Source organism: Streptomyces sp. NPDC048392 (assembly GCF_043200575.1).
Classification (GTDB): domain Bacteria; phylum Actinomycetota; class Actinomycetes; order Streptomycetales; family Streptomycetaceae; genus Streptomyces.
In genome coordinates this window covers 72,436-88,808 of the sequence record NZ_JBICYB010000003.1, presented here as the reverse complement: position 1 = coordinate 88,808, position 16,373 = coordinate 72,436, and the positions used below count along the sequence as shown (strand labels likewise).

Annotated in this window: 14 protein-coding genes; 12 read left to right on the top strand and 2 right to left on the bottom strand. The window is 74.5% G+C overall.

The features are described 5' to 3' along the window. Positions 1-119: 119 nt before the first annotated feature. Positions 120-671: a hypothetical protein gene (locus tag ACGFYH_RS06605; protein ID WP_393802025.1), complete on the bottom strand. Its 552-nt coding sequence runs from the start codon at positions 669-671 to the stop codon at positions 120-122. Between the two features lie 306 nt (positions 672-977). On the opposite strand from ACGFYH_RS06605, the gene fmt reads away from it, so the two are divergent. Next, positions 978-1,910, top strand: a complete 933-nt coding sequence (gene fmt / locus ACGFYH_RS06600) for a methionyl-tRNA formyltransferase (RefSeq protein WP_393802024.1) — start codon at positions 978-980, stop codon at positions 1,908-1,910. Positions 1,911-1,990: 80 nt separating this feature from the next. After that, positions 1,991-3,418: an RsmB/NOP family class I SAM-dependent RNA methyltransferase gene (locus ACGFYH_RS06595; protein ID WP_393802023.1), complete on the top strand. Its 1,428-nt coding sequence runs from the start codon at positions 1,991-1,993 to the stop codon at positions 3,416-3,418. Positions 3,419-3,452: 34 nt separating this feature from the next. Here the strand turns inward: ACGFYH_RS06595 and ACGFYH_RS06590 are convergent, their stop codons facing one another. Then, positions 3,453-3,749: a trypco2 family protein gene (locus ACGFYH_RS06590; protein ID WP_393802022.1), complete on the bottom strand. Its 297-nt coding sequence runs from the start codon at positions 3,747-3,749 to the stop codon at positions 3,453-3,455. A 75-nt stretch (positions 3,750-3,824) separates the two neighbouring features. Between ACGFYH_RS06590 and ACGFYH_RS06585 the strand changes: the two genes are divergently transcribed. The 10 genes from ACGFYH_RS06585 to ACGFYH_RS06540 all read left to right on the top strand — a co-directional run bounded on the left by ACGFYH_RS06585 (position 3,825) and on the right by ACGFYH_RS06540 (position 15,613). After that, positions 3,825-5,597: a serine protease gene (locus ACGFYH_RS06585; RefSeq protein ID WP_393802021.1), complete on the top strand. Its 1,773-nt coding sequence runs from the start codon at positions 3,825-3,827 to the stop codon at positions 5,595-5,597. A gap of 49 nt (positions 5,598-5,646) precedes the next feature. Next, a complete protein-coding gene (locus ACGFYH_RS06580; protein WP_393802020.1) occupies positions 5,647-8,073 on the top strand; it encodes a tetratricopeptide repeat protein in 2,427 nt (808 codons plus the stop codon). A 51-nt stretch (positions 8,074-8,124) separates the two neighbouring features. Further along, a complete protein-coding gene (locus tag ACGFYH_RS06575) occupies positions 8,125-9,600 on the top strand; it encodes a VWA domain-containing protein (protein ID WP_393802019.1) in 1,476 nt (491 codons plus the stop codon). Next, positions 9,597-10,535 (top strand): hypothetical protein, encoded by a 939-nt coding sequence (locus tag ACGFYH_RS06570; protein WP_393802018.1) that lies wholly within the window; start codon positions 9,597-9,599, stop codon positions 10,533-10,535. The genes ACGFYH_RS06575 and ACGFYH_RS06570 overlap by 4 nt, the downstream gene beginning before the upstream one ends. Then, complete coding sequence (locus tag ACGFYH_RS06565; protein ID WP_393802017.1) at positions 10,532-11,161, top strand: extracellular solute-binding protein; 630 nt, start codon at positions 10,532-10,534, stop codon at positions 11,159-11,161. Before ACGFYH_RS06570 ends, ACGFYH_RS06565 begins: the two co-directional genes overlap by 4 nt. Before the next feature lie 42 nt (positions 11,162-11,203). Continuing rightward, a complete protein-coding gene (locus ACGFYH_RS06560; RefSeq protein WP_393802016.1) occupies positions 11,204-11,737 on the top strand; it encodes a hypothetical protein in 534 nt (177 codons plus the stop codon). A gap of 123 nt (positions 11,738-11,860) precedes the next feature. Further along, positions 11,861-12,547, top strand: coding sequence for a ribulose-phosphate 3-epimerase (gene rpe, locus ACGFYH_RS06555; RefSeq protein ID WP_393802015.1), 687 nt, complete (start codon positions 11,861-11,863; stop codon positions 12,545-12,547). Between the two features lie 77 nt (positions 12,548-12,624). Next, on the top strand, positions 12,625-13,668 hold the full coding sequence (locus ACGFYH_RS06550; RefSeq protein WP_003977362.1) for a sugar-binding transcriptional regulator: 1,044 nt from the start codon (positions 12,625-12,627) through the stop codon (positions 13,666-13,668). Between the two features lie 40 nt (positions 13,669-13,708). Next, complete coding sequence (locus ACGFYH_RS06545) at positions 13,709-14,062, top strand: barstar family protein (RefSeq protein ID WP_393802014.1); 354 nt, start codon at positions 13,709-13,711, stop codon at positions 14,060-14,062. A 108-nt stretch (positions 14,063-14,170) separates the two neighbouring features. Continuing rightward, entirely contained in the window at positions 14,171-15,613 is a 1,443-nt protein-coding gene (locus ACGFYH_RS06540; RefSeq protein WP_393802013.1) for a GuaB1 family IMP dehydrogenase-related protein, read from the top strand. Positions 15,614-16,373: the final 760 nt, after the last annotated feature.

Sequence of the window (16,373 nt, the reverse complement as noted above, 5' to 3'; positions counted from 1 at the left end):
CGCCGGGGCCCGGCCGGTGCGGCCGACCGTTCCAGGTCGATTGCCGCACGCCGGCCGCTGCACGCCGGCTGCTGCACGCCGGCTGCCGCACGCCCGCTGCCGCACGGCGGCCGTGCGGCTCAGCCGTTGCGCGGGCCGGGAAAAGCGGTCGGGCGGACCTCGTCGCGCAGGGCCGGACTGCCCGACGTCGGCTGGGTCGGCATGGAGCGGGCGGCCGGGACCGTGGGTACGGAGGGGAGGCCGGAGCCCACGTTGACCGGGCGGGTGCCCGCCGGCTCCGGTGCCTGCTCGGGGGTTTCGGCGACGGACGCCGCCTGGGCCGCGGCGCGGCGGGAGCCGTAGCGCCGGTGCACCGCCTGCTTGGTGACGCCGAGTGCGGAGCCCACCGCGTCCCACGAGAAGCCGAGCGAACGGTCGAAGTCCACGGCGGCCGTCACCAGGGTCTCGACACTGTCCCGCAGCTCCTGGGCGAGACGGACCGTCGGGGCGGGGGCACGTCCGTAGACGACGAAGCCCGCGGAGGGGCCGGAGCGGCGCGGACGGTAGACGTTGCCCAGCTGGGCGGTGAGGGTGCGCAGTGCGTCCACCTGCCGGCGGACCCGCTCGATGTCCCGCACCAGCAAGTGCAGGCTGGCCCGAGCCTGGGCGTCGTGGGTTGCGTGGTCGGCCATGAACAAGCCTCTCGAACCGGCGTTGAAAGGAATCGGGCCGCGCGGGCGGCCCGGTGTGTCAACTCTTCCTTGACCAACGCGTGGGCGCTCCGCGGGTCACGGGGTGGGGGCGTGGGGATGTGTATGTGCGCCCCCTCGACCTGGGGCGTCGGGGGTCTCCCACCCGGGCGCCACTCGTTTCCGGTCGGTCGGGAGGCTGAGCACTCCCGGGGAGTGACGCGCCGTCGGCGGCTTTCCGCCGGTTGACGGCTCGTAGACTGGTGCGCTGTTCGGCAACCACCCCCGCCCGAGAGGCCCGTCCCACCCATGAAGCTAGTCTTCGCCGGTACCCCCGAGGTCGCCGTTCCCGCCCTGGACGCCCTGATCGCCTCCGAGCGCCACGAGGTGGCCGCCGTCGTCACGCGGCCCGACGCTCCGGCCGGGCGCGGGCGCAGGCTGGTCGCCTCTCCCGTGGCCGAGCGGGCCGAGGAGGCGGGCGTCGAGGTGCTCAAGCCCGCGAAGCCGCGCGATGCCGACTTCCTGGAGCGGCTGCGCGAGATCGCGCCCGACTGCTGCCCGGTCGTCGCCTACGGGGCCCTGCTGCCCCGCGTCGCCCTGGACGTACCCGCCCGCGGCTGGGTCAACCTGCACTTCTCGCTGCTGCCCGCCTGGCGCGGCGCGGCCCCCGTGCAGCACTCGCTGATGGCGGGCGACGAGATCACCGGCGCGTCCACCTTCCTGATCGAGGAGGGCCTCGACTCCGGCCCCGTCTACGGCACGGTCACCGAGACCGTCCGCCCCACCGACACAAGCGGCGATCTGCTGACCCGGCTGGCCTTCGCCGGGGCGGGCCTGCTCGCGGCCACCATGGACGGCATCGAGGACGGCAGCCTCCAGGCCGTTCCGCAGCCGGACGAGGGCGTCACCCTCGCCCCGAAGATCACCGTCGAGGACGCCCGGGTCGACTGGGCCGCCCCGGCGCTTCGCGTGGACCGGGTGGTGCGCGGCTGCACCCCGGCCCCCGGCGCCTGGACCACCTTCCGGGGCGAGCGGCTCAAGCTCGTGCAGGCTGTACCCGTGCCCGACCGGACGGACCTCGCCCCGGGACAGCTCGCCGCCGGGAAGAACGACGTGCACGTCGGCACCGGCTCGTACGCCCTCGAGCTGCTGTGGGTGCAGGCGCAGGGCAGGAAGCCGATGCGGGCCGCGGACTGGGCACGCGGGGCGAGGATCACCGAGGGCGAGTCGCTCGGCGGCTGACCTGTGCCTCCGCACCACCGCTCACCGGCCCGGCGTACGCTGGTGAGCGCACTTCACCCCACACCCGGAGCACCTTTTTCGTGAGCGAGCAGCCTCGTCGTCCCCGCAAACCCGGCAAGCCGTACCGCAGGCCTCAGAAGGACCCCGTCCGCATCCTCGCCTTCGAGGCGCTCAGGGCCGTGGACGAGCGGGACGCGTACGCCAACCTCGTCCTGCCGCCCCTGCTGCGCAAGGCACGCGAGCAGGCGGGGCCCGAGACGTTCGACGCCCGGGACGCGGCCCTGGCGACCGAGCTGGTGTACGGGACGCTGCGGCGGCAGGGGACCTACGACGCGATCATCGCGGACTGCGTCGACCGGCCGCTGCGCGAGGTCGACCCACCCGTCCTCGACGTCCTGAGCCTGGGCGCGCACCAGTTGCTCGGGACGCGGATCCCGAGCCACGCCGCCGTGTCGGCCTCCGTCGAGCTGGCGCGGGTCGTGCTCGGGGACGGGCGGGCCAAGTTCGTCAACGCCGTGCTGCGCAAGGTCGCGCGGGACGATCTCGACGGGTGGCTGGAGCGGGTCGCCCCGCCCTACGACGAGGACCCCGAGGACCACCTGGCCGTCGTGCACTCGCACCCGCGCTGGGTCGTGTCCGCGCTGTGGGACTCGCTGGGCGGCGGCCGGGCCGGTATCGAGGAGTTGCTGGCCGCCGACAACGAACGCCCAGAGGTCACGCTCGTCGCGCGGCCCGGGCGGTCCACCCGCGAGGAACTGCTCGGCGAGGAGGCCGCCGTACCCGGGCGCTGGTCGCCGTACGCGGTGCGCCTGAGCGAGGGCGGTGAACCCGGGGCCGTGGAGGCCGTACGGGAGAACCGCGCCGGTGTGCAGGACGAGGGCAGCCAGCTGGTCGCCCTGGCCCTCGCCAACGCGCCCCTGGACGGGCCGGACCGGCGCTGGCTGGACGGGTGCGCGGGGCCCGGGGGCAAGGCCGCGCTCCTCGCTGCGCTGGCCGCCGGCCGGGGCGCCTTCCTGCTCGCCTCCGAGAAGCAGCCGCACCGCGCCGGCCTGGTGGCCAGGGCGCTGGACGGCAGTCCCGGGCCGTACCAGGTGATCGCCGCCGACGGGACCCGCCCGGCGTGGCGGCCCGGCAGCTTCGACCGCGTCCTGGTCGACGTGCCGTGCACGGGCCTGGGCGCCCTGCGGCGCCGCCCCGAGGCACGCTGGCGGCGCCGGCCCGAGGACCTGGAGGGCTTCGCCCCGCTCCAGCGCGGGCTGCTGCGCGGCGCTCTGGAGGCCGTACGGATCGGGGGAGTCGTCGCCTACGCGACCTGCTCGCCCCACCTCGCCGAGACCCGAGCCGTCGTCGCGGACGTCCTCAAGCAGCACCCCGGCACCGAGCTGCTCGACGCCCGGCCGCTGCTGCCCGGTGTACCGGACGTCGGCGAGGGACCCGACGTACAGCTGTGGCCGCATCTGCACGGCACGGACGCGATGTATCTGGCGCTCGTCCGCCGTACCGCGTGAACCGCGCCGTGCGTCGGTACGGCTAGCCCCGGTTCTAGCCCCGGTTCACCTTCACCCGCTCACCGCCCGCCAGTTCCGGTTTCAGGTCCACCTGGACCTGGTGGGTGGTCTGGCGGTCGACGGAGCCGCCCAGTTCGGCCGTGACGACGCCGATCCGGACACCGCCGCGGCCGCTGCCCGAGCGGTGGACCTGCACGGTGAAGGTCAGACTCACGTTCTCCACCGTGAAGCCGAGGGCCCGGCCCTCCGCCTCGGCACGGGCCTCCTCCAGCTCGCCCCGGATCCGGCGGATCACCTCGGCCAGCCCCACGAACCCCGGTTCGTTCGACAATTCGCCTCCGTACAAGGGCCGTTCGCTCTCGTCGCACCAGTATGCGACAGGAGCAGGCGCCCGTATAGTTCGGTCATGGCTGCTGGCGGGGGAGTCCCGGCCGCCTCGTTGACGGGTACGCCGAGCTGGGCGGTGCGGATTCGGGGAGCGGACGGAGAGATCGTGGGGGCCGGCATTCTGCTGACCCCCGGTCACGTGCTCACCTGCGCGCACGTGGTGGACCGTGCGGCGGCCCGGATCACCGCGGAGTTCGTCGGCGCGGCCGACCACAGCGTGCCCGCGGTTCCCGCCCGGGTGGACGGTACCGCCTACGTGCCGGAAACGCGGGACGCCGACGGCGATCCCAGCGGGGACGTGGCGCTGCTGCGGCTGGAGCGGCCCCGGCCGGTGGAGGAGACGGTACGGCTCCACCGGCTGTCCGCACCCGGCCGCGAGGTGCGCATGTACGGCTTCCCCTACGCCCACAACGGCGGCATCTGGTTCCGCTCCACCGTCGTCGGCGGCTGCGGACGCGACGGACAGATGCAGCTGAGCCCGGTCAGCGCCGGTGAACTGGCCAGCCCGGGATGCAGCGGCGCGGGTGTCGCCGACAGCCGGACCGGCGAGGTCATCGGCATGGTGCTCAGCGGCCAGCTGGACCAGCACGGCAACCGGTTCTCCTTCATGAGTCCCGCCGAGACCATCGCCCGTCACCTGCCCCGGCTCAAGCCGCACATCGCGGGGCCCGCGGCCGTCGACGAGCGGCTGCTCCCCGCCGACGACGGCGCCTTGCGCGCCCCGCTCGACGAGCCGTTCGCCCAGCGCCTCGCCGCCTGGCTGCGCGACGACGGCAACCAGGTGAAGATCAGCGTCGTCCGGCCCGGCGACGCCGCACGCGCGGCCACGCTGCGCCGCGCCATCACCCTCGCCGACCGGGAGCTGCGCACCCCGGTCTCCGTCGACCGCGCCTCCCTCGACCCGCCCGACACCGTTCCGTCGGCCGGCGGCCACGACCTCGCCGTGGACGCGAGCGGGACGACCGCCGCCGAGGTGGCCGAGCGGATCGCCGACCGCATGGGGCTTCGGCAGCACCCGGAGGACCCCCCGCTCGACCGCATCCGCGCCTCGAAGGCCACCCTCAACCTGGTCGTGGTCGGCGTCGACGAGGCGGTCGACCCGTTCCCCCTCCTGGACCTGCTGGAGGTGCTGCGCGCAGGCGGCAGCCGGCTGCTGCTGGTCTTCCGCACCGCCGGGGACTGCCACCGCCGCGCTCACGACCTCCTTCTCACCCGGCCCGCGCGGGAGCGCCGGGCCCGGCTGGTCGGGCGGCTGAGGGAGATCACCGGGCCGCTCGCCGAAGAGCTGCACCAACGTCTCGCGGTGGTCGTGGCGCAGGGCGGGCGGCCCCTCGACTCGCAACTGGTGGCCGCGCACGCCGCACTCGCCGACCTGCTCCGCGCGGACGACGACCGCGACGCGGGCCCCGGCCGCACCGCTGATCACGCCCCCGGCCGGGGCGCGGACCTCGCCCGGTACGAGCGGCTGGCCGAGCGGGTCGCCGACCGGCTGGCGACGAGTGCCGCGGCGCTCGACCGGCTCCGCGACCGGCGCGACGAACTCACCGGCCGCCTGCGCAGTTACCACGTCCTGCACCAGCACTCCCTGCAGGGCGAGGAGGACCCGGAGGTGGACGACCTCTACCTACGGGCCCACGCACTGCTTCGGGCGAGGCCCTGCGACGTGCGTGCGGCCGAAGCGGCGGTGGACGCCTACACCCGGCGGGTCGACGGCCACGGCGCGGTCGAAGGCCTCCGCGCGGTCGAAGGCCTTCGCGGAGGCGACGACCACGGCGAAGGAAACGCGCGATGAGACCGGGACCGCCGCGGCCCGACGCACGGCCGCACGGAAAGCCCCCGGCATGAGCGGGGCAGCGTGCGTCAGAGCCGACTGCCGGGGCGGCCAGATCATGGTCACCGGATTCTGCGACACCTGCTTCCGCCGGCCCCTCGCGCCCGAGCCCCCCGCGGCACAGGCCGCCGCCCCGGCCATGGCACCGGGCGTCGCACCGGCCGTCCCACCGCAAGAGCCGCCGCAGGGCTCCGCGACCCCGTCCGCCGGGGAGCTGGACCGCGACGGACTGCTGGTTCTGCCTCCCCTGCCCTCCCCGGACCCCTCGGAGGCCGCCGACACCGTCGCCCGGCCCCCCACCGGAGGCCGGCGCTGCGGTGTGCGCGACTGCACCGGCGTCATCGGGGTCTCCTACGACGGCGGCCCCGCGCCCGACCACGGATTCTGCCCGGAGTGCGGTGAGGAGTACTCCTTCCGGCCGAAGCTGCGTCCCGGCGACCGGGTCGGCGGGCACTACGAGGTGCTCGGTTATCTCGCCGTCGGCGGCCACGGCTGGGTCTACCTGGCCGAGGACACACGGGTGCCCGGCCTGCACGTCGTCCTGAAGGGGCTGATCAACACCGGCGACGCCGTGGCCCGGCGGGCGGCGGTCGAGGAGCGCCGCTCGCTCACCACGCTCCACCACCGTGACATCGTCCGCATCGTCACCCATGTCCAGCACCGGGCGCCCGGCGACGCCGAACCGACCGGCTACATAGTGATGGAGTACGTCGGCGGCCGTTCCCTCGCCTGGATCCGGTTCGCCCCGGAGGGGGAGCTGACACGGCTGTTCGGCGCCGGCGGCCTCTCGTTCGGGCACGTCATCACCTACGGCTGCAAGATCCTCGGCGCCCTGGAGTACCTGCACGACCAGGGCCTGCTCTACTGCGACATGAAGCCCGAGAACGTCATCCACTACGGACGTGAGATCAAGGTCATCGACCTGGGCGCCATCCGCCGGATCGACGACCGTTCCTCCGGGCTGGTCCACACCCACGGCTACGCCCCGCCGAAGAGGGAACGCGACCGGCGCGGTCTCGGCGTCGACAGCGACCTGTACACCGTCGGCCGGACCATGAAGGCGCTCGCCGAGCGGGCCACCCCGCCCGCCGGTCTGGCCGCCCGCTCCTTCGAGGCGCTGATCCGCCGGGCCACCCACCCCGAGCCCGTCGCCCGGTTCCGTTCCGCCGCCGAGATGTCCCGCCAGCTGTGGGAGGTGCTGCGCGAGCACCAGGCGCTCGGCGGGCACGAACCGTACCCCGAGCGCTCCACCCGGTTCGAACCGACCGCCGCGGTCTTCGGCGCCGCGCTCGGCACGGTCCCGGCGCTCCAGTGGTGGACGGGACGCACCGGCACCCGGGCACCGGAGCTGCCGGCCGGCGCTCCCGACCCCAGGGCGACGGCACGCGCTCTGCCGGTCCCCCTGCCCGACGCCTCGGACGCGGCGGCCGTACTGCTCGGCGGGCTCGCCGCGGACACCCCCGACCGCGTGGCCGAACGGGCCCAGGGCGACCCGGCGCTGCGTACCGTGGAGACGGCGCTGTGGCTGTGCCGCGCCTACCTGGAGGCGGGCAACGCGGGGCGCGCCGAGGAGTGGGCCGCCCGGGCCAAGGGGTGGAGCGGTGACTACGACTGGAGGATCTCCTGGCACCGGGGTCTGGTCCATCTCACGCGCGGCGCGGTGGACGAGGCGGAGGGCGAGTTCGCGGCCGTCTATGAGGCGCTGCCCGGCGAGGCGGCGCCCAAGCTGGCACTCGGGTACTGCGCCGAGTACCTGGCCGAGCGGCTGCTGGAGCCCGACCTGCGGGAGCCCGGCGTACGGCGGGCCGGCCGCGCGGCCGTGCGGACGGTGCCGGTCCGCTCGGCGCCCGGCGAGCCGCAGGTGGCACGGGCGCGGGCCCGCGAGGCGCGGGCCGAGGAGTTCTACGAGGCCGTCCGGCGGCGCGACCCCGCCCAGGGCAGCGCCGCTTTCGGACTGGCCCGCATCCGACTGCGCCGCGGCGGCCGCCGCCGGGCCGTCGACGTACTGGACGAGGTGCCGACCACCTCCCGGCACTACGACGCCGCACGCGTCGCGGCGGTGCGGGTACTGGCCGGCCGGCTGCCCGGCGGACCCGGCCCGATCGCCGCCGAGCTGCGCGAGGCCGCCGAACGGCTCGCCGGGCTGCACCTGGACGGCAGCGGCTCCTGGGACCGGCTGGTGACCGAGCTGCGGGAGCAGGCGCTCGCCTGCCGCCCGCCCGGTGGCTGGGGGAGCGGGTTCCCCGCCGGTGAGCTGCTGGGCCCGCAGGACACCGAGGAGGCACTGCGCAGGCTGCTCTGCGAGTCGTTGAAGCGCCTCGCCGGCCAGGCGGGCAGCGCAGGCGAACGCGGCGACCTGCTGGACACCGCGTACGCGGTGCTCCCGGAACCGGCCGGGCTGCGGGAGCTGCTGCGGGGGTGGCGACGAACGGCGTGAGCGCGTGACGGGGCCGGGCGGCGACGACGTGGGCGAGGGGGCGGGCACACCGTGGAGACGGGGACACCGGAGGCGGGCGGGGCGGCCGGGCGGGCATCCGCCGGACTGGAGATCAGCCAGTGGAAGTACCTGTCCGGCGAGGCGAGCGATCCGCGGATGCACGCCATACTCAGCGTGCGCGTGGACGGCACCGGGGGTGCCGCCCGTCCGCGCGGCCCCGTGCTCGCAGAGGTCCTGGCCATGGACTGCTCCAGCTCGATGACCTGGCCGGTGGAGAAGCTGCACGCGGCCCAGCAGGCGGCGGTCGCGGCCCTGCGCAAGCTGCCCGACGGCACCCCCTTCGCGGTGGTCCGCGGCAACGAACGGGCGGAGGTGGTGTACCCGGACACCCCGCGCATGGCCCGGGCCTCCGCCCGCACCCGGGCGCAGGCGGAGCGGGCCGTGCGCGAGACGGTCGCGGGCGGCGGCACCTGCATCGGCGCCTGGCTGGACCTGAGCCGCCGACTGCTGACGGAACAGGACGCGCCCATCGGGCACGTCCTGCTGCTCACCGACGGCAAGAACCAGCACGACGAGCAGCTGCCGCTCGCCCGGGTGCTGGAGGAGTGCGCGGGCCGCTTCGTCTGCGACGCCTGGGGCATCGGCGACGGCTGGGACGGCCAGGAACTGCTGCGGATCACCCGCCGGCTGCACGGCAGCGCGTCCTCGGTGCGCGAGGAGGCGGCCCTGCCGGGGGAGTACGAGCGGCTGATGAACCGGCTGCTCACCAAGACCGTCCCCGAGCTGACGATCTCCGTGACCGCGATGCCCGGATGCACCGTGCGCTACCTCAAACAGGTCTTCCCCACCGAGGCGGAGCTGACCGCCGAGGACGGCACCGGCCGGTTCGTCACCCGGGCCTGGGGCGACGAGATGCGCCGCTATCAGCTGTGCCTGTCCGCCGACCCGTCCGGCCGCCCGCGCCAGGAGGACCTCCAGCTCGCCGTGGTCGCCGTCGACGTACCCGGCGGCGAGGTGCGGCTGCCTCCGCCGCAGCCCTGCCTGGTGCACTGGACCGACGATCCGGCCCTGTCCCGGCACACCGACGTCCAGGTCGAGCACTTCGAGCAGCACCAGCGGCTGGGCGAGGCCGTCGCCGCCGCCACCGACGCCCACCGGCGCGGGCAGCCCGACCTGGCCGAGCGCCAACTGGGCCGGGCCGCGCGACTCGCCCACGCCATGGACGCCCAGGAGCAGCTCGGCCGGCTGGCCCGGCTGGTGCGGATCGACGACGCGCAGACGGGCCGGGTCACCCTGCGTCCCGACGTGACGGCCGTCGACTTCCAGCACCTGATCACCGCGAGCAGCCACAGCACCTACGGTCCCGCGCCCGGCGGAGGCACCGGCACGGGCGCCGCTGCGGGCACCGCTGCGGGCGGCGGAGCGGGCGGCGGAGCGACCGTGCGCTGCCCGGTCTGCTCGAACACGGCCCCGGCGGCCGCCCGGTTCTGCCCGTCCTGCCGCCACCGCTTCGAGGAGTGGCCGTGAGCACCACCGGCCGGGACCTGACCCGCAGACTCAGACTGCTGCTGGTCCTGGCGACCGCGGCCACCCTCGCCCTGTTCTTCGCCTACCGGGGTGTGCACGACGACACCGTTCCGCTGTCCACCGCGAGCGCTCCCGGCATCGTCGCCGTCGACACCGCGCAGAGCGCGCTGCGCCAGGCCCACCGGGTGGTCCGCGACAGCGGCGCCGGGGGCGACACCAGCGGCGAGTTCCTCACCCAGATCTCGGTCGCCCAGCAGAGCCTTGCCCTGGCCGCCTCGGAGAACGTCACCGGCCTCGCGGGCCGGCACGACGTCCAGACCGTCACCGGGCTGATCGCCGTCTACTCGGGCTGGGTGGAACGCCGGGGCCGCGAGCCGGACGGCTCCCCGCTGCGCGCCGCCTACCTCCACTACGCCGAGAAGGTCCTCGGCCTGGACGCCGAACCGGGAACCGAGGGCGACATCATGAGCCGCCTCGACTCCCTGCGCGGCGAACAGCTCGCCGAGGCCCGGCGGCAGGCCGCCTTCCCCTGGCAGCTGTGGCTCGGCTGGAGCGCGGTCGCGGTGCTGTACGCGGCCCTGTGCGGGGCACTGCTGGAGACCCACCGGTTCCTGCGGCGCCGCTTCCGGCGGCCCCTCCACCCGAGGCTGCTGGCGGCCACCGCGGTGTGCGCCCTCGGCGTGCCGGTGCTGGCCCGGAACACCGTTTCCGCGCACCGCGCGATGACCGGGTCCGTCGCCGAGGTGCGGGTGCCGCCGGCCGACCCGGACGCCATCCCCGAGGTGGCCGACGAGGTGCAGAGCGCGCTCGCGGACGCCGGGTTCTGGGCCTCGTTGTCCGGCTGGATACTGCTGGGAGGGGTCGTGGTGGTGGCACTGACGGTGTGGGGACTGTGGCCGTGGATCGCCGAGTACCGGTTCCGGGGAACGCGATGAGCCGCCCCGGGAACCGCGCGCTCGGCATCCTCTGCGTCTGTCTGGTCCTGCTCGGCGCCGGTGTGTTCGCCGGGGTGCGCTGGGCGCGCGACTGGCAGGGCTCCGTCACCCTGCTCGCCAACTGGAGCGGCACGGAGCGCGAACAGTTCGAGGAGCACGTCATCGAGCCGTTCGAGGAGGAGTACCGGATCGACGTCGTCTACCAGGGCAGTTCCGCGCTCAGCCAGGTGCTGGCCGCCGACATAGCGGCCGGTGACCCGCCGGACGTGGCGGTGCTGCCAGGCCCCGGCGAACTGCTCGCCTACGCCGTCGACGGCCGGCTCCACCCGCTGGACGACCTCTTCGACGCCGCGGACTACGACCGGTTCTGGGCACCCCGGGTCACCGTCCCGGGGCAGGGCGCCCACACCTACTGGCTGCCCGTGAAGACCGGCCTGAAGAGCATGGTGTGGTACGCGGGACAGGCGCCCACGGCGGAGTCGGCCGGTCCTCCCGCCCGGTGGTGCGCCGGCATGGAGTCCGGCGCGACCTCCGGCTGGCCCGGCACCGACTGGGTGGAGGACATCCTGCTCCAGCAGGCCGGCCCACGGGTGTACGAGGACTGGGCCGACGGCTCGCTGCCGTGAACCGCCGACGCCGTACGCAGGGCCTGGACGACCTGGGCCGGCATGGTGGGCGCGGGTGACGGCGCCCGGGTCGAGACAGAGCTGACCACCGCGTTCGGCGCGGACTGCGGGCCGGGCCGCCTGGAGCACCAGGGTTCCTTCCGCGCCGGGCACTGGCGGCAGGCGGGCGGGGACTACGTCCACTTCTCCGAGGTCGCCCCCGGGGCCGGGCCGGACGCCGGCGCCTGGGAGGTCTCCGGGGACCTCGCGGCCGTACTGCACCCGACCCCGGAGGCCGAGCGGCTGATCCGCTACCTCGCCGACCCAGGCACCGCGCTGCCGGAGTACACGGCGAACCGGGCGGCGGCAGCGGACAGCGGACAGGACGCCACGGAGCGGGAGATCGGGGCGATCCTGCGTGAGCCCGGCCGGGCCCGCTGCTGGGACGCCTCCGACGCGATGCCCCGTACCACCCGGGACGCGTTCCACCAGGCGGTACTGCGCGTCTTCGCCGACCCGGACGAGCTCGGCACCCGCCTCGAGGAACTCGAACGCCTCCGCGAGCCCCAGAAACTGCCGGTATGCGGCACAGGCTGAGCGCGCTCCGCGAGGGGCGCGGGGAGCCGCGCGAGCGACTCTCCACGACCGGCGTCCGCGGAACAGCCGCCCCACCCGAGGACCCCCGCCCGCTCACCCCGGAGGACATGGCAGGCTGGGGTCATGGTCCCGCAGATCAACCCCAGCATCCTGTCCGCCGACTTCGCCCGCCTCGCGGACGAGGCCAAGGCGGTCGAGGGAGCCGACTGGCTCCACGTCGACGTCATGGACAACCACTTCGTCCCGAACCTCACGCTCGGTGTGCCGGTCGTGGAGTCCCTGGCCCGCGCGACGGACACCCCGCTGGACTGCCATCTGATGATCGAGGCCCCCGACCGCTGGGCGCCGCAGTACGTGGAGGCGGGCGCCGGTTCCGTCACCTTCCACGCCGAGGCGGCCGCCGCGCCGGTCCGGCTGGCGCGGGAGATCCGGGCCCAGGGCGCCCGCGCGTCCATGGCGCTGAAGCCCGCGACGGCGATCGAGCCGTACGAGGATCTGCTCCCCGAGCTAGACATGCTCCTGATCATGACGGTTGAACCGGGCTTCGGTGGGCAGGCGTTCCTCGACATCATGCTCCCGAAGATCCGGCGGACCCGTGAACTGATCAAGAAGCACGGTCTGGAGCTCTGGCTCCAGGTCGACGGAGGGGTGTCGGCATCGACGGTGGAACGGTGCGCCGACGCCGGCGCCGACGTCTTCGTCGCGGGATCCGCCGTGTACGGGGCGTCCGACCCGGCCGAGGCGGTACGTGCATTGCGCACGCAGGCGGCGGCGGCGACCGCGGGGGCATCCTGGTCGTGCGACCACTGAGGAACAGAACGTGAACGGCTCCCATCAGGGCTGATCAAGTGCGCCGGATCTGCAAGGATGAACGGCGTATCCAGAGTGTGAACAGCAGTGAGGAGATCGCCGTGTCGGGTATGTCGGCGGGCCGTTCAGCCATGCGGATGGGACCCGCTGAGCTGGTCCAGGCGGCGGCCATGGCCCGCCGCTTCTACCTGGAGGGCAAGTCCAAGATCCAGATCGCGGAGGAGTTCGGCGTCAGCCGCTTCAAAGTGGCCAGGGTCCTCGAGACCGCCCTGGAGCGGGACCTGGTACGAATCGAGATCCGGGTGCCGGCCGAGCTGGACGCCGAGCGCTCGGACGCTCTGCGGGCCCGCTACGGCCTCAGGCACGCCGTCGTGGTGGAGTCCCCGGCCGACGCCGAGGAGACGCCCGATCCGGAGAACCTCGGTGAGGTGGCCGCCGACCTGCTCGGCGAGCTGGTCAACGAGGGCGATGTGCTGGGCCTGGCCTGGGGCCGCTCCACCATCCACATGGCGGCGGCGCTCGACCGGCTGCCGCCGTGCACGGTGGTGCAGCTGACGGGCGTGTACGACGCCGGGACCGCCGAGCGCGGCTCGGTCGAGGCCGTCCGCCGCGCCGCCCAGGTGTCGGGCGGTGACGCCCACCCCATCTACGCGCCCATGCTGCTGCCGGACGCGGCCACCGCGCAGGCGCTGCGGCACCAGACCGGGATCGCCCGGGCCTTCGAGTACTTCGACAAGGTCACGGTCGCCTGTGTCTCCATCGGCTCCTGGGAGCCGGGCATCTCCACGGTGCACGACATGCTCAGCGACGAGGAGCGGGCGCACTACGCCTCGCTCGGGGTCGCCGCGGAGATGTCCGCGCACCTCTTCGACGCCGAGGGGCGCCGGGTCGGACGGGATCTGGGGGAGCGGTGCATCACGGTCAAGGCGGACCAGCTCCGCCGGATCCCCGAGGTCGTGGCGATCGCGGGCGGGCAGCGCAAGGCGGCGGCCATCGACGCGGTACTGCGCTCCGGGCTGGTCACCAGCCTGGTGACGGACACGTCGGCCGCGGACTACCTGATGACGGTGGGCTCGGCACCGAAGTCGACGCTCAACCGAACGGACCCCGACGGGATCTGACGAGGCGTCGAGCGTGGTCGGGTCAAGGGAGGGGAGCGGCATGACCGAGGACTCCGCGGGGCGGCTCGTGGTCACCCTGGACCTCGGCGGGGTCACGGACAAGGCGGGCCTGATGGACCGCTGCGCCCGTGACCTGGCGCTGCCCGACGGGTCCGGCCGGGACTGGGACGCGCTCGCCGACTCCCTGGCCGACCCCTCCGTCTGGCCCGGGGACGCGGCGGACCGGGGGCTGGTCCTCGTCCTGCGGGGGTGGCGGGCGTACGCCGAGGCGCGGCCGGACGAGTGGGCCGTCGCCGAGGAGGTCTTCGCCGAGGCGACCGACCGCGGCCCGGGACTCTTCGTCACCCTCGGCCCTGGAGGTTCCTCCGAGGAAGCAGCTGGCCAGCCTGGATGATCTGCCCGGGGGTTGCGGGCCGTCGGCCGTGGGACAATGAGGTACGTGCTCTTTCCCCCTGGCTGACCTGTCCGGGGGCGACCTCTGATCGACTGGGATGTGCAGCACGTGCGTTTCCTGAATGACATCCAGCCCTCGTACGACCTGACGTACGACGACGTGTTCATGGTGCCGAGCCGCTCCGCCGTCGGCTCCCGGCAGGGCGTGGACCTGGGCTCCCCGGACGGCACGGGCACCACCATCCCGCTGGTCGTCGCCAACATGACCGCCATCGCCGGCCGGCGGATGGCCGAGACGGTGGCCCGGCGCGGTGGCCTCGTGGTCATCCCGCAGGACATCCCGATCGAGGTCGTCACCGACGTCGTCTCCTGGGTGAAGAGCCGCCACCACGTCCTGGACACCCCCATCGTGCTGGCCCCGCACCAGACCGTCGCCGACGCGCTGTCCCTGCTGCCCAAGCGGGCGCACAACGCCGGGGTCGTCGTCGACGAGGACGGCCGGCCCGTCGGCGTGGTCACCGACACCGACCTGAGCGGCGTGGACCGTTTCACCCAGCTCGAGGAGGTCATGTCGAAGGACCCGATCCTCATCGACGCGGACATGGACCCGCGCGAGGCCTTCAACACCCTCGACGCCGCCAACCGCCGCTACGCGCCCGCCGTCGACAAGGACGGCCGCCTCGCCGGCATCCTCACCCGCAAGGGCGCCCTGCGCGCCACGCTGTACACCCCGGCCGTCGACGCGAACGGCAGGCTCCGCGTCGCCGCCGCCGTCGGCATCAACGGCGACGTGGCCGGCAAGGCCGAGCAGCTCCTCGACGCGGGCGTGGACACCCTCGTCATCGACACCGCGCACGGCCACCAGGAGTCGATGATCAGTGCCGTCAAGGTGGTGCGCGACCTCGACCCGCAGGTCCCGATCGTCGCGGGCAACATCGTCTCCGCCGAGGGCGTGCGGGACCTGATCGAGGCGGGCGCCGACATCATCAAGGTCGGCGTGGGGCCCGGCGCCATGTGCACCACCCGCATGATGACCGGCGTCGGCCGGCCGCAGTTCTCCGCCGTCCTGGAGTGCGCCGCCGAGGCGAAGAAGTACGGCAAGCACGTGTGGGCCGACGGCGGCATCCGCCACCCGCGCGACGTGGCCATGGCCCTCGCGGCCGGCGCGTCCAACGTGATGGTCGGCTCCTGGTTCGCCGGGACCTACGAGTCCCCGGGCGATCTCCAGCACGACGCCAACGGCCGCGCCTACAAGGAGTCCTTCGGCATGGCCTCCGCGCGCGCGGTGCGCAACCGCACCTCGGAGGAGTCGGCGTACGACCGGGCCCGCAAGGCGCTGTTCGAGGAGGGGATCTCGACGTCCCGGATGTTCCTCGACCCGGCCAGGCCCGGCGTCGAGGACCTGATCGACTCGATCATCGCGGGAGTCCGCTCGTCCTGCACCTACGCCGGTGCCGGCTCCCTGGAGGAGTTCGCCGAGAAGGCCGTCGTCGGCGTCCAGAGCGCCGCGGGCTACGCCGAGGGCAAGCCGCTGCACGCCAGTTGGAGCTGACCCGCGCCCGAGTCCGGATGCCGTGTCCCCGCAGGGCGCGCGGGGCGTGTGGGGGGTGGCTCGAGGTCGAGCCACCCCCACACGACGCCGGACGCACGACGCCGGACGCACGACGCCGGACGCACGACGCCGGACGCATGACGACACCGCGGAGCACCGGGCCCCGGCACACCCTGCCGACCGCCGTGGCCCCCTCGACGCACTGCGCGCCCGTGAGTCCCCCGCCGGCTGCGGGGCGGCGACGAGGCCCGTCGCTCCCTCCCAGTTCCTCGGACTCCTCGCCCTGAGCGAGGTGGTCGCCCGCACGACCGCCCACGGGCGCCGGCCCGCCGCCCGTGCCGCCCGTGCCGCCCGTGCCGCCCGTGGGGCGGGCGCCTCCCGGCCGCGGATCGGGGGCCGCGCCCGCCACCGGCAAGCAGGCGGCCCGTGGAGGCCCTCCTGCGCCGGACCGACGCTCCGGAGGCGCCCTCGACCGGCCCGGAGACATCGGCTCCGACGCGGCGGACGCGTCGAAGACGCGCGTCGTCGCGGGCGAGCCGGACAGCCACCGACCGGTCCCGACCCACCACCTGCCGATCCCCGGCACAACGCCGCCACCCCCGGCACAACGCCGCACACCCTGAGCAACAACGCCGCACACCTCCCGCGCAACGAACGTGCGCCCTGCCCCGCCGAACGCAACGATCGTGCCCGGACGCGCAAGGTTGCCGCATTACCGGCGCCCCGCCCCGCTCGTAATGTTCTGCGCTGTACGTGGCGT

Bases quoted from the DNA above. Each gene is read 5' to 3' on its own strand.
- ACGFYH_RS06605 (WP_393802025.1), bottom strand. From the start codon at position 671: ATGGCCGACCACGCAACCCACGACGCCCAGGCTCGGGCCAGCCTGCAC.
- fmt (WP_393802024.1), top strand. From the start codon at position 978: ATGAAGCTAGTCTTCGCCGGTACCCCCGAGGTCGCCGTTCCCGCCCTG.
- ACGFYH_RS06585 (WP_393802021.1), top strand. From the start codon at position 3,825: ATGGCTGCTGGCGGGGGAGTCCCGGCCGCCTCGTTGACGGGTACGCCG.
- ACGFYH_RS06580 (WP_393802020.1), top strand. From the start codon at position 5,647: ATGAGCGGGGCAGCGTGCGTCAGAGCCGACTGCCGGGGCGGCCAGATC.
- ACGFYH_RS06565 (WP_393802017.1), top strand. From the start codon at position 10,532: ATGAGCCGCCCCGGGAACCGCGCGCTCGGCATCCTCTGCGTCTGTCTG.
- ACGFYH_RS06560 (WP_393802016.1), top strand. From the start codon at position 11,204: ATGGTGGGCGCGGGTGACGGCGCCCGGGTCGAGACAGAGCTGACCACC.
- rpe (WP_393802015.1), top strand. From the start codon at position 11,861: ATGGTCCCGCAGATCAACCCCAGCATCCTGTCCGCCGACTTCGCCCGC.
- ACGFYH_RS06545 (WP_393802014.1), top strand. From the start codon at position 13,709: ATGACCGAGGACTCCGCGGGGCGGCTCGTGGTCACCCTGGACCTCGGC.